9 protein-coding genes, 9 tRNA genes and 1 rRNA gene are annotated in these 13,642 nt (G+C 38.3%); all 19 read right to left on the reverse strand.

What is annotated here, in order from left to right; translation table 11 throughout:
* Positions 1-22: 22 nt before the first annotated feature.
* Entirely contained in the window at positions 23-1,762 is a 1,740-nt protein-coding gene (locus tag ACM5BR_RS17250) for an ATP-binding protein (protein ID WP_416829297.1), read from the reverse strand.
* A complete protein-coding gene (locus ACM5BR_RS17255; RefSeq protein ID WP_416829298.1) occupies positions 1,746-3,923 on the reverse strand; it encodes a Mu transposase C-terminal domain-containing protein in 2,178 nt (725 codons plus the stop codon). Before ACM5BR_RS17255 ends, ACM5BR_RS17250 begins: the two co-directional genes overlap by 17 nt.
* Positions 3,924-3,949: 26 nt before the next feature.
* A complete protein-coding gene (locus tag ACM5BR_RS17260; protein ID WP_416829300.1) occupies positions 3,950-4,783 on the reverse strand; it encodes a TnsA endonuclease N-terminal domain-containing protein in 834 nt (277 codons plus the stop codon).
* 473 nt (positions 4,784-5,256) lie between these two features.
* Positions 5,257-7,059: a glutamine--fructose-6-phosphate transaminase (isomerizing) gene (gene glmS / locus ACM5BR_RS17265; RefSeq protein WP_416829302.1), complete on the reverse strand. Its 1,803-nt coding sequence runs from the start codon at positions 7,057-7,059 to the stop codon at positions 5,257-5,259.
* 52 nt (positions 7,060-7,111) lie between these two features.
* Positions 7,112-7,249, reverse strand: coding sequence for a hypothetical protein (locus ACM5BR_RS17270; protein WP_416829304.1), 138 nt, complete (start codon positions 7,247-7,249; stop codon positions 7,112-7,114).
* A gap of 295 nt (positions 7,250-7,544) precedes the next feature.
* Positions 7,545-8,891: a phosphoglucosamine mutase gene (glmM, locus tag ACM5BR_RS17275; RefSeq protein ID WP_416829306.1), complete on the reverse strand. Its 1,347-nt coding sequence runs from the start codon at positions 8,889-8,891 to the stop codon at positions 7,545-7,547.
* 29 nt (positions 8,892-8,920) lie between these two features.
* Positions 8,921-10,162: a CdaR family protein gene (locus ACM5BR_RS17280; RefSeq protein ID WP_416829307.1), complete on the reverse strand. Its 1,242-nt coding sequence runs from the start codon at positions 10,160-10,162 to the stop codon at positions 8,921-8,923.
* Positions 10,155-10,979, reverse strand: coding sequence for a diadenylate cyclase CdaA (cdaA, locus tag ACM5BR_RS17285; RefSeq protein ID WP_416829309.1), 825 nt, complete (start codon positions 10,977-10,979; stop codon positions 10,155-10,157). Before cdaA ends, ACM5BR_RS17280 begins: the two co-directional genes overlap by 8 nt.
* A gap of 241 nt (positions 10,980-11,220) precedes the next feature.
* A complete protein-coding gene (rocF, locus tag ACM5BR_RS17290; protein WP_416829311.1) occupies positions 11,221-12,114 on the reverse strand; it encodes an arginase in 894 nt (297 codons plus the stop codon).
* Positions 12,115-12,479: 365 nt separating this feature from the next.
* Positions 12,480-12,555 (reverse strand) — tRNA-Ala (locus ACM5BR_RS17295).
* Positions 12,556-12,567: 12 nt separating this feature from the next.
* A tRNA-Gly gene (locus ACM5BR_RS17300) sits at positions 12,568-12,639 on the reverse strand.
* Between the two features lie 7 nt (positions 12,640-12,646).
* A tRNA-Lys gene (locus ACM5BR_RS17305) sits at positions 12,647-12,719 on the reverse strand.
* 8 nt (positions 12,720-12,727) lie between these two features.
* Positions 12,728-12,802: transfer RNA gene (locus ACM5BR_RS17310), tRNA-Gln, on the reverse strand.
* Positions 12,803-12,865: 63 nt separating this feature from the next.
* Positions 12,866-12,949, reverse strand: a tRNA-Tyr gene (locus ACM5BR_RS17315).
* A 6-nt stretch (positions 12,950-12,955) separates the two neighbouring features.
* Positions 12,956-13,031: transfer RNA gene (locus ACM5BR_RS17320), tRNA-Val, on the reverse strand.
* 7 nt (positions 13,032-13,038) lie between these two features.
* Positions 13,039-13,110 (reverse strand) — tRNA-Glu (locus tag ACM5BR_RS17325).
* Between the two features lie 18 nt (positions 13,111-13,128).
* Positions 13,129-13,201 (reverse strand) — tRNA-Thr (locus ACM5BR_RS17330).
* Position 13,202: 1 nt separating this feature from the next.
* Positions 13,203-13,277 (reverse strand) — tRNA-Asn (locus ACM5BR_RS17335).
* A 77-nt stretch (positions 13,278-13,354) separates the two neighbouring features.
* Positions 13,355-13,470, reverse strand: a 5S ribosomal RNA gene (gene rrf / locus ACM5BR_RS17340).
* Between the last annotated feature and the right edge of the window lie 172 nt (positions 13,471-13,642).

Genomic DNA, 13,642 nt, shown 5'->3' on the forward strand with positions numbered 1-13,642 from the left:
TCATATGTCCCCCAATTATATATTAATGAATATGCCTAAGCAGTTCATCACAATCCTTTACTATCCCTGCTTCATATAGTGATTCCTCATAAGACATCCCATTTACAAGCCCCTGTTTTACAATGAATCTTATATCTTCCTCTTCTAACATAGGTTTTATTTTTTTCCCCGTTTTTCTTTTTGGTAAAGTATTATCTTTTTCCTTAGATGATACTTCAACGTTTTGTCCCTTTGCTGCTAACGCTAATTGAGCTAGTTGCGTATACATTGTTTGTTTTTCTCCCATCCCATCACTGGCTTGATAAACAGATTTTGCAAAAGATTCAGCCAATTCAGTATTTGGAACAAGATTTGATGCAAAGTTAAAAAGTTCTACAAGAGTATCTTCCTTATTTCGTTGCTGATTAGCTCTAGAATGGTCCTTAGATGATTTCCCAGACAAATTAACTTGGTATACAGCCTGTTTGATATATTCATTAAATGAACCCCATTCAGGTTGGGCATCTTCTAACTTCTCCAAATCAGAATTGTTGCCTCCCCTAAGAATCTTATCAAAGACAGGTTGGAGAATACGTAAACTTTTAGAAGCAATTTCATTTATAAGTGATATAGTGATTTTCTCTTCTGATTCGCTTAAAATAGCTTTTGCTTGAACATGTATGAATAGTTTAACAGCTATATCTGGAATTCCTAAAGTACGAATATACATAGTCTTTTTAATGTCAGCTGTTAATGGCGTGTATTTTATTGTGTACTGCTGATCCCAAAGATTTTCAATAAATTCGTTCCACTCCCAGCTTTCTTCTAATAAAAAACTCGTAATATTCTCAACGTACATGTCTGAAATAGCTCGGCGTGAATTAGCCAAGGATTTTTCAAAAAGGTACATCGCTTTAAACGTCCCTATGATAATTACCGGTATTCCTATTGTATTAACTAACTCAGTTATAAAATTTATCACACGCTGATCTCCACCAGAATGGGCTTTATGCACATTTTGTATCTCATCAATAATTAATACACCAAGATTTATTTGTGCGGCTATTTTCACCATTCTCTTTGCCAAATTATCAATTGTTCCGCCCTTTTCACCGTGTTTTTCATAATAATTACTACCCAGTAATTCATCCACAGCTGCATAAAAATTTTTAGTTAGTGCTCCAACTGATTTACCACTAGGACACTCAATTTTTAGCCAAACTACCTGTTTCATAAGTAATAGTAATTTTCTATCTTTGTATTCGTTATGGTGTATAACCTGAGGAAACAGTAATTTAAGAATACGTTCGTATACTTTACTCTTTCCCATGCCACTTAATCCAATTTCTGCTAAACTCTGAGCTGTTTGGATATTCCCCGCAAGATTAGCTCCATTTTCATCTAAACCACTCTCTAGAATTTTATCCCACCCTAGCGCAAATTGTCGGTTATACATCGGTAGTAAGGGGTTCCTTGATTGATATCCTATTTTTATCATGTTGTATAAAGCTCGGTATTTATCATAATGACTTGGAAAGGGCATCCAGAAACTTGGCTTGATTTGCTGTACTAATTCTAATCTATCTTCTACACCTAAATTTAAATATTCATCTTTGTAAGTAGGTGATGAATAAAGTTTTTCATAGAACTCATCAACTTCCAAACGTTGAGGCATAGCTTCAATGAATGGATTTCCTTGATTTTCCTTTATTATTTGTTCTTTATATTCCGCTTTACAATGTATACCTTTTAAATCACCTTGCCCTTCATTCGAAAGAACCACGTTCTCTTCTCCTTTCTTTACTTTTTAATCCAAATAACTTTTGAATTTCATTTATGTTACCAAGTGGTACTTCTTGATTTTCCTTATGAAAAGAAATTACTTCAGCTACTGGACTATTATCTTTTTCTTTCCCTTTGAGATTAATTGCAGTTAAAGCATTCTGACTCCCCACTGTTCTACTTTCTGATTTTTTTGTTTCCCGCTTGTTTTTTTGCCGCTGAGCAATACTCATTTCTTCAGTTGCATCCTTTGTTTTTTTAATTGCTTCTTTAGCCAGATTCTCTGCAAAGGCATGGAGTACTGCTTTATGTTGCTTTTCTTCTTTCTCTTTATTTTTAATTTCATCTTTTTTATATTTCATGATTGCCTTAACATCCTCTAAATGTAATCCACTATACTCTTTATACTTTTCGGTAAGTACACATTGCTCTATTTTTCCATTTTTTAAACGGATAAAAATGCTACTAACATTCCTAGGATCATAACTAATATCGATTTCCTTCTTTCCATCTATTCTTTTTTCAACAAACCAGCCATTTTCCAACCCTAGGTCGCTTGTATAACACATTCCCATAAAGTCAATGCCCCATCTTGTTACAGTACCCTTTTCTTTAGGTAGTAAATTATATATAAGTAAATCATGTGGCTCTTCGTGTAAGAGTGATTTACTTTCACCCCATTCCCATACACCACAAGGAGTTAATTCAACTTTTTCATGGAACATTTCCTTAGTCACAAAATACTCTTTCGGGAGTGCACTCTTATTAAAAGCAATAGTTTGAATAATCATGAATTGGGTAAATTCATATATAGTTAACGCTGCCTTACGGGTTGGATCCTCATCCCCCCGTTCTATCATTTTTGGAGGTTTTGCTCCTGCCTTATATAGCAGCTCACGAATTTCATTATTGGTTAACCTAAAATGTTGTTCAACAAAAGGCTTTAAATCTCCACGATAAGATGGAGCATTATCAACTTCAACCTTAATATTAACTAGATTTTCCGCCCATTTCCCCTTCAGTTCACCTCGGTCACCTACCAGATACATAGGCAAATTTTTACATGGCCAATCACTTTCATTTATCTCAATCCCGTATTGTCTACAAAACTGAACTTTATCTGATGCTGCATTAACCATTGCAACCATAAGTTCAATTTTAGAAGCATTGGCTAAACTAGCATGGAATCCTACAATCATTCGACTTTTAACATCTTTTACAATATATAATGTAGGTGTCCCAATTATAGTTTCTCTGTCCTCCGCAACTAAGATTATATCCGCAGGTGTTGAATCTATTTCATATAAATATCCTATACTTAATGATCTCTCTGTTGGATCGCCCTGAAATGCTCTAGTGTTCATTTCTGCTTTTCTTTTCCCTCTTCGATTGGAATATTTTTGAAAATACGAATATTCATTGTTATACCAATAAGTAAATTGTCGTAAGGAAGGAGCTTTTTCTGGTTCTACTATTGGAACCATTACACCATGTTTACGATAAAAACCAGTATGATACCATTCTTCACACATATGTTGATGGGTTGCAGTAAGGTTCATTTTTCCATCAACATGAAATTTTTTTACAGCCTTTCTGAAAATCTCTTTATCACTTTCTGTGACAATCCATGCATTGCCATCCTTTGGTTTTGGTCCAGGTTTCTTTGAATATTCCCTTGGTTTTGTAGTGATACCACAATCAAAGTAGTTTTTTAAGAGAGCATTTTTTGTTTTACCATAAAACCAGTATCTCTTAAGTAATCTATATATTTCTTTTTTTGATCTTCCAGTTTTCTCTCTAGTCTCCTCAACCATTGCTCCCCGATAGTTTGATATATATATTTCAGGCTCCTTGTACACAATGTCCTTTATAATATTCCAGTTAGTATCTCGACTTGCTTTGTACTTTGCTAGGTATACTTCATCAGGTGAAATTAATCTTAAATCTGGATCCACTTTTAATACTCTTGCTTTACCCTCTTCTAAATCATTTAAAAGTTCGTTGTATTTAAGAGCATATGGAAATGTCACTTTTTTGTGATCATTTATATCTACTACATAGACCTCTTCTTTATCGGGTGATAACCAAAGTATGCGTATGATTCGATCCGTTTTTAACTCTAGGTTAAGCAACTCAATAACACTATTTTCATAAATCAACATACTAAGCCCTCCATCCTAATCCATTTTTAACTAATTGACTCTTTGTATTCTTCATCTTCCAAATTAACTATAATTAATGGATTTGAGTTATTTATCTTGGTATTCATGTCTATGCCCCATTTTTTTGTTGCTAACATGTGTTTTAAGATGAACATACTTGTTCCAGACTCAATTCCAAATTTACTATCGCACCGAAGACATAACTTGCTAATCGAGGTATTACCTTCATCATGAAATATTATTTTAAAAAGATCATTCTTAATTAGTGAAACTAGTTCTTCATCTACGTTAGGTCGGGTATCTAAATATCGCCCTTCATGCATCCACTCTATATTTGATATAAATGTATCGGGCATTCTTTTTTCAGTGATGATTCCCCAACCAATACCCTGTTCTTGAAAGAACCTCCTTTCTATTTCAAATAACTCTAAAGTACGCTTGCTTAACTTCGATGCTGGTTTCACGGTTCGAACTAAATCAACTAATCCGCTCGAAGTTTTTAAAGTGATAACAAAATCGGTAGTCATTACAACTGGAACCCCGTCAACATGTGCGTGCTTTATACCAAGTTGTTTAGCTATTTCTTCTGTCCTGCTTTGTGGAAGTAAAGGAAACTGTTCTCTTATGTCAACTACTTCATCCATCCATTCCAAAAAATATAAATATCTTCTTTCATGTTTAGATAGAGTATGGTGAATTCTTTGAGTTTTCCACCCCAAGTGTCTAGTTATCCAACCTTCAGATGCTACTTTATTGTCATGTGCTTGAATAAATGGTTTATAGTCTTTCCCAACACCTTGTCCATAACCATTCTTTATTCTGTTTTCTTGAAATGTCTTAATCCTTTTAGCCTGACTCATTTTTATTTCCTCTTTCTCTTTAAATGGACTCTTATCTAAGCTTTTTGTGTAGACTCTATACTTAGACTCTGTATATAGACTCTATATATAGACTCTGTATATAGACTCTATGAAAAAAGACCCTGCTCATTCTGAGCAAGGTCTTCAAAGTCTATACATATGAAATTGTAAAATGTTAAATCCATCATTTTACTCATCCTATTCACTGAATTGTTCAAAAGTAATTTATAACTTTATTGGCAACTCAATTGTCTGTTTATTTTATCAAGAGTAATTTCCATATATCTCTACTTTTAATCACTAATAATTAAATTTTTGTAAAACAAGCAGCAATGTTATTAACACTTTACATTTTGGTTTGTAGTTACTAACTTTGATGTACGGTTACTAACATTAGTGTTTAGTTACAAACTATATTGTTTATTTACCAACACTAATGTCGGTGAACAATTTTAATTTCATTTCAACCCCAATCACTCTACCGTAACAGACTTAGCTAAGTTACGAGGCTTATCAACGTCGCATTCACGATGCAAGGCTGCATAGTACGCGATTAGTTGAAGTGGAACGACAGATAGAAGTGGTGTGAGTGCTTCGTTTACAGCTGGTAGGACGAAGCGGTCGCCATCCATTTCTAGTCCCTTCATAGAGATGATGCATGGGTTTGCACCGCGGGCTACTACTTCTTTGACGTTACCGCGGATACCTAGGTTTACATGCTCTTGCGTAGCAAGGGCAATAACAGGTGTGCCGTTTTCAATTAAAGCAATCGTTCCGTGCTTTAATTCACCGCCTGCAAATCCTTCTGCTTGAATATATGAAATTTCTTTAAGCTTTAATGCACCTTCTAGGCCTACATAGTAATCTAGGCTGCGACCGATGAAGAAGCAGTTACGCGTCATTGTTAAATATTCGATTGCGATTTTATCCATTTCATCTTTTTGCCCGCATAATGTAACCATAGCTGATGCAACGATTCCTAGTTCTTGTTTTAAGTCAAAGCCGATGGATAAGCCCTTTGCTTTGGCCAGGTCTGCTGCTAGGATAGAAAGAACTGCTAATTGTGCTGTGTATGCTTTTGTTGATGCTACAGCAATTTCCGGACCTGCATGCAATAGCAACGTATAATTTGCTTCGCGGGAAAGCGTTGAGCCTGGTACGTTCGTAATGGTTAAAGCTGGGTAGCCTAGTTCATTTGTACGTACGAGTACAGCACGGCTGTCTGCTGTTTCTCCGCTTTGTGAGATATAAATAAAGAATGGTTTTTCCGTTAGAAGCGGCATATTGTATGAGAATTCACTTGCTACGTGTACTTCTACTGGAATTTTGGCAAAGCGTTCAATAAATTGTTTTCCAACGAGCCCTGCATGGTAACTTGTTCCGCAGGCTACAATATAAATGCGGTCACTAGCTAAAATCGCATTCCGTATATCTTCAGAAAGCTCGATTTCGCCTTTTTCATTTTCATACTTTTGAATGATGTTACGAATAACAAGCGGCTGTTCGTCGATTTCTTTTAGCATGAAGTGTGGGTACGTTCCCTTTTCAATGTCGCTTGCATCTAATTCAGCTGTGAATGGTGCACGTTCAATCATTTCTCCAGCTAAGTTTTTAATTTGTACTTTTGCATCTGTAACGATAACCATCTCTTTATCCATTAGCTCGATAAATTGATCGGTCACTTGTAGCATAGCCATTGCATCACTTGCTACTACGTTGAAATGATCACCAACCCCTACTAGAAGCGGGCTTTTGTTTTTTGCTACGTAGATCACATTTTTATTTTCCTTGTCAAGAAGGGCAAGGGCATAGGATCCATTCAATAGAGTTAATGTCTTGCGAAAGGCTTCTTCAGCGCTCAAGCCTTCCAGTACAAATTTATCCACAAGCTGTACGATTACTTCTGTGTCCGTTTCACTTTCAAACGCAATATCTTGTAAATATTCTTTTTTCAGTAATTCATAGTTTTCAATTACACCGTTGTGTACAAGTGTAAAGCGTTTTGTCTCACTTTGATGTGGATGTGCATTCGTTTTGCTTGGTACACCGTGTGTTGCCCAGCGTGTATGACCAATTCCAACGTTTGCTGTGACAGCAGGATTTACAATTTCACGAAGCTTTGCAATCCGACCCTTTTCCTTAAACACAACAACGCCATTATCAGCTTGCAGTGCGATCCCTGCAGAGTCATAACCACGATATTCAAGCTTTTCTAATCCCTTTAGCAAGATCTCCTTAGCATCCTGCTGTCCAATATATCCAACGATTCCACACATACTTCTTCGTCGTTACGGCGACTTACTATCTAACAATAGCCTCTCCCAAAACCTAATTCCGATCTGTTTCCATGACAATAACGGAGGTAAGCTCGGTACATGATCGTTTGACCGGGTGCTTACTTACTTGGTGCATGTAAGCCCGTAACGACTTCACCTTCCTCTCTTTATTTAGGTATTTACGTGCCATCGTCCTTTTCCCCTCATCACTCTCTTGCCTTTGTCCATAAGGTTACCCTCATGCTTTTAACAGGAGATTGCAGTTGTGATGAACAACTGGGAGTCATCCGCCGAATCTTCGATAAAACTCCTCCTCGTCAACTACCTCTGTAGCTCTGGCGCTTGGGTCTTTCCAAAGTGAGAAAAAGAACAAACTAATCTTACAATAACTGGTCTTTTCCCGTCAAACAAAATTTTTTGAACGGTTATAAAATTATATGCACAAGAAGACAGTAAGGTTCTTCTTGTGCATATATAGGAAGCTCCTATTTTAAGCCAGCTTCTTCTTTAACAACTTCTACGATGCGACCAACATATTGATCACAAAGCTCTTGTGTTGGTGCTTCTGCCATCACTCGAATAAGAGGCTCTGTCCCAGAAGGACGAACGAGAATGCGGCCGTCTTCGCCCATTTCTGCTTCTACCTCTTTAATAATAGCTTGAATGCGTTCGTTAGTAAGTGCTTTCTTCTTATCTGCCACACGAACATTTACAAGTGTTTGTGGGAACTTCTTCATTTCACCTGCAAGCTGTGATAATGATTTCTGCGTTACCTTCATAATATTAACAAGCTGAATAGCACTTAGCATGCCGTCACCTGTTGTAATATGGTCTAAGAAAATGATATGACCGGATTGCTCACCGCCAAGATTATAGCCATTCTTACGCATTTCCTCCATTACATAGCGATCGCCAACTGCTGTTCGCACGCTTTTCATTTCATGCGTTTCAATAGCTTTATAAAAACCAAGGTTACTCATAACGGTAGATACGACTGTATGATTCTTTAATCGTCCTGTTTCGTTTAAATATTTTGCACAGATGTACATAATTTGATCGCCGTCTACGATTTCACCGTTTTCATCAACGGCAATTAAGCGGTCACCGTCTCCGTCAAAGGCAAGACCGATATGTGCTCCTTTTTCTTTCACAAATGCAGCAAGTGCCTGTGGATGAGTAGAGCCGACACCATCGTTTATGTTAACTCCATTTGGAGCAGTTCCCATTGTAGAAATATCAGCATCTAAATCCGCAAATAAATAAGGTGCAAGCGAAGAGGTAGCTCCATTTGCACAATCGAGTGCAACGTGAATACCCGCGAAATCTTCATCAATCGTTTGTTTTAAGTATTGTATATATTTTTGGCCACCTTCAAAATAGTCGTTCACTTGGCCTAAATCCCCGCCGATTGGACGCGGTAGCTCATCCGTTTCCTTATCTAATAACGCTTCTATTTCATGCTCTTGTTCATCATATAGTTTAAATCCATCCGGACCAAAGAATTTAATACCATTATCCTGTACAGGATTGTGAGATGCGGAAATCATCACACCAGCATGTGCTCCAAGTGCTTTTGTTAAGTATGCCACCCCAGGGGTAGAGATAACACCTAATCGCATTACTTCTGCACCGATGGATAATAATCCAGCTACAAGCGCACCTTCTAGCATATGGCCTGATACGCGTGTATCGCGACCGATTAGCACTTTCGGGCGTTCTTCATTTTTCGTAAGAACATATCCCCCAAATCTACCAACCTTAAAAGCTAATTCAGGCGTTAATTCGCTATTGGCAACACCACGAACACCGTCAGTACCAAAATATTTTCCCATAACTACAATCGCTCCTTTGTTTCATTCACTTAACCTTTATTAACAATTTGAATCTTAGCAGTTTTTTGTTTTTGTAACATTGTTACATTCATAGGATTATTTATTTGAACCGGTACGTCATACGTTCCGGGAGCTAGATTTTGCACATTGATCGAAGCTTGAATTTGAGAAGATGATAATTTATCAACAATACTTGGATCACCCACTACATCAACACCAATTTTTCCAGTCGATGGATCAACAAAATTCATGTTATACGTAGTTGCAAGTCCAAGTACTTGCAGAGAAACATCAGAAAATGATTTCGTTTCCTGCTTTTGTGCTTGAACGTTTACCCTTACCTTACTTGGAGATGCTTTCTCAACTCCTGCTGGTAATATTACATCCGCATCGTAACTTGTGTTACCAGATATCTTATCTAAATCTACTACAATTCCATTGATTGAATCAATAGAATTTAGTACATTTTGCGGTCCGTAAATTGTCACAGCCTGCGGATCTGTCGTTATGCTTGTAAGGGTCACTCCTTGCATCAAGGTACCTTTTTGTGATATTTGAATAGGCACCTGCTTCTCTGGACTTGAGATTGGAACCGTTACGTTTACAACCGTAGGATTCGTTTGAATATCTATTGGATTTCCGTTTTTATCATATACTCCGACTTTTGCTTCCTTCGTTACCGTTTGGCTGAGGCCATTCAGGTCTACATAAACCTTGACTAGACTTACCTGATCTAATTGGTCCAGTGTACCGGCAACTTCAATCGTGTCAGGCTTCACAGAAACTTTGGAAGCATCATAGTTTCCCTTTACCTGATCACTATTTAAAAAGCCTACTTCAACTGGAAATTGTTTTCTTACTTTCTCTGCAATCGTTACGCGAACCTTAGATGGGAGAATTTTCACCTTTAAGTTTTCCGGAATATTATGATATTCCAAATTCACATCATACGTTCCTGGTTCATATCCTTTTAAATTTGCCACAACCTCGTATTGCTTACTAATTTTTGTAGCGGTAATTAATCCGCTTTGTCCTTCTAATGTAAGACTTACTGTTTTCGGTAGACCAGTAACTACATATTTATCTTGATCATACTGTGCTGTTACATTTACATCTTGAATGGTTTCCGTTGTATCTCCTGTTGGAAAACCAGTAGAAGGAAGCGGACCTCCTGATGACTGCTTATCTAAGCTGGTAACCATAAATAGCATAAGTGCAAGCAATAAAGAAATTCCCTTTAAAAACCAAGTATTGTCCATCCACTTATCCATTTTGCTTTTTCCTCCAATTCCACAAAGAAGAAGAAGTGGTTTTTTCATTTCCACTAAGCTCTTTTAACAGCATTTCTTTTAATTGTCCCGGTTTTAAGCTTCGATGAATCTCACCATTTTTGGTTATTGATACCTGTCCAGTTTCCTCTGAAACAACGATCGTCACACTATCAGTTACTTCACTAATTCCAATAGCAGCACGGTGTCTAGTTCCGAGCTCCTTGGATATAAAAGGACTCTCTGAAAGCGGAAGGTAACAAGCTGCTGCTTTAAGGGTATCCCCTTGCATAATAACAGCCCCATCGTGAAGAGGTGTATTCGGGATAAAAATATTAATTAAAAGCTCAGCAGAAGTTATTGCATCAATAGCAATACCCGTCTCAATATAATCCCCCATACCCGTCTCTCGTTCAATGGTAATAAGCGCTCCAATGCGCCGTTTTGCCATATATTCACATGCCTTTATGATTTCATTTACAAATGTTTCTTTTTCAGATTCCTCTGGTCCAGTACCTCGAGAAAACAAGCTTCCCCGCCCTAGCTGCTCTAATGCACGACGGAGTTCTGGCTGAAAAATGATAATAATCGCAAGAAATCCCCATGTCAATGCTTGGTTCATTAACCATTCCAATGTATGCAATTTGAGCAATGAACTCAAAATCCGTACGACAACAATGACTATAATTCCCTTCAACAGCTGTACGGCTTTCGTACCGCGAATAATGAGAATTAATTTATATATAACTAGCCACACAAGGGCAATATCAACTATATTACTGAGATAATTTAAAAACACCGTCATATCTCCAAAAGGCATTCTAACCCTTCCTCCATCAGAATGTATTTACAAAAACCAAATGGCTGATATTCTCTCCCATTTGACTATCTCTTCTTGCAAGCGACGAGCTTCCTTGCTTGTTAGAAGTTGCACTTTATTATACCATATAATATTAGCATCACAATTACAATTAAGCAGGGATATTGGCTTCAATCAATATGAAAAATAGACGGCTTTATCACCGTCTATTTCCTTAACAATATTATATGGGTAAAGTAGTTTACTTAAGTTTTTCTCCTAATAATGATCCAATCAATGCAACGGCTGCTTGTGCAGTCTTATTTTTTTCATCTAAAATAGGGTTCACTTCGACAAATTCTGCCGAGATCATCATTCCTGATTCTGCAAGCATTTCCATCGCTAAGTGACTTTCTCGATATGTTAAGCCTCCCGTAACCGGTGTACCGACTCCTGGAGCATCATGGGGATCCATTCCATCTAAATCAAGAGAAAGATGGATTCCGTCGCATTCGGATAATGCAGCAATCGCCTCCTCCATGACAGTACTCATACCAAGTCGATCAATCTCATGCATCGTATATACCTTCAGCCCTTGCCTATGAATCAACTCTTTTTCTCCCTCATCTAATGAACGAGCTCCAATGATAATCACATTTTCTCTTTTTACTTTAGGAAATACATCATACAAATGGGTAAGACGTTCATTTCCGTAACCGATACTAGCTGCTAAAGACATGCCATGAATATTTCCTGATGGAGTGGTTTCCTCTGTATTTAAATCACCATGCGCATCGAACCATATAACTCCTACGTTTTTATAATGCTTTGTAATACCCGCAATGGAACCAATCGCAATACTGTGATCGCCTCCTAAAATCAAAGGAAATTTGCGAAGCTGAATGACTTCATCCACTGCCTTGGCTAATTGATTGCAAACTTGAATCACTTGCTCTACATTTTTTAATTTCGGATTTGCTGTTCCTGCTTTATTCTGCAAGTGATCTACCGCAATATCTCCTAGATCCTCTACAACATAGCCTAACGCCTTGATGCGGTCGATAATACCAGCATAGCGAATCGCACTTGGGCCCATATCGACACCTCTACGTGCCTGCCCTAAATCCATAGGCACTCCGATAATAGAAATATTCATGTTTAAATCCTCCCTCGGGCCGATCCATTCAACCCGAATCCACCCTTTTTTTAGAAGATATACATTTCTTCAGATTTCTATACTTATGGTAAGAAAGCAATACATGAAGTGATTATAGAATATTCTAAATGTTTTGTTCGTTCTGATTCAACTTCACATTATTTTGGATATATATGCAAAACTACTAATGAGGAGGGTAGGAAATGTCCTATAACTAGAATCCTGAAGTCGTTTGAAATAGTAGAAAATAGAGTTTTATCTGTTAATAAGAAGGGCTGTGTTTCTATAGGAGGAACCGTTCCTTACAACAAAAAAAGCGTAAACCTATGCAAGGTTTACGACGAAATTGTGTGTGTGTATGTAGTTGGTGGAGCCTAGCGGGATCGAACCGCTGACCTCCTGCGTGCAAAGCAGGCGCTCTCCCAGCTGAGCTAAGGCCCCAATGTTAAACAAAGCGGAAGACGGGATTCGAACCCGCGACCCCAACCTTGGCAAGGTTGTATTCTACCACTGAACTACTTCCGCAAAAAAATGGGTCATGAAGGGTTCGAACCTTCGACCCTCTGATTAAGAGTCAGATGCTCTACCAACTGAGCTAATGGCCCATATATTATGGCTGGGCTAGCTGGATTCGAACCAACGCATGACGGAGTCAAAGTCCGTTGCCTTACCGCTTGGCTATAGCCCAATATGTTTAAAAAAGCAAATTAAATAAACGATATATCGTTTATTTAAAGTATTTCATATAAAATGGTGGAGGGGGGCGGATTCGAACCGCCGAACCCGAGGGAGCGGATTTACAGTCCGCCGCGTTTAGCCACTTCGCTACCCCTCCGTATTATGGTGGAGGATGACGGGATCGAACCGCCGACCCTCTGCTTGTAAGGCAGATGCTCTCCCAGCTGAGCTAATCCTCCAAAATGATGACCCGTACGGGAATCGAACCCGTGTTACCGCCGTGAAAGGGCGGTGTCTTAACCGCTTGACCAACGGGCCAAATAATAAATTATCGAGAGCTTCCAACCGGGCTTGAACCGGTGACCTCTTCCTTACCATGGAAGTGCTCTACCTACTGAGCTATGGAAGCATGGCTCCGCAAGTAGGATTCGAACCTACGACCTATCGGTTAACAGCCGATTGCTCTACCGCTGAGCTATTGCGGAATGAAAAAGGGTACATCCATACGCAAAACTTCTCAAGGTTCACCAATAAAGTTAGAAAGTCTCTTATTTAAAAGTGAGCCTGGCAACGTCCTACTCTCACAGGGACAAAGTCCCAACTACCATTGGCGCTGAAGAGCTTAACTTCCGTGTTCGGTATGGGAACGGGTGTGACCTCTTCGCCATCATTACCAGACTCTTATTATTATACTGACAGAAGTAAATCTGTCAATAAGGAATTTTAAATTCCTTCAAAACTAGGTAACAGGGTGTAAAACTTTCACAGAGGAATGTAATCTAGTTCCGCCGGCTAGCTCCTTCCGGTCGGAAAACCTTCACTCTTCAAGGCGAAAAGCGCCTTTTTGAGT

It is taken from the genome of Ectobacillus polymachus (assembly GCF_048159605.1).
Lineage (GTDB): Bacteria > Bacillota > Bacilli > Bacillales > Bacillaceae_G > Ectobacillus > Ectobacillus polymachus.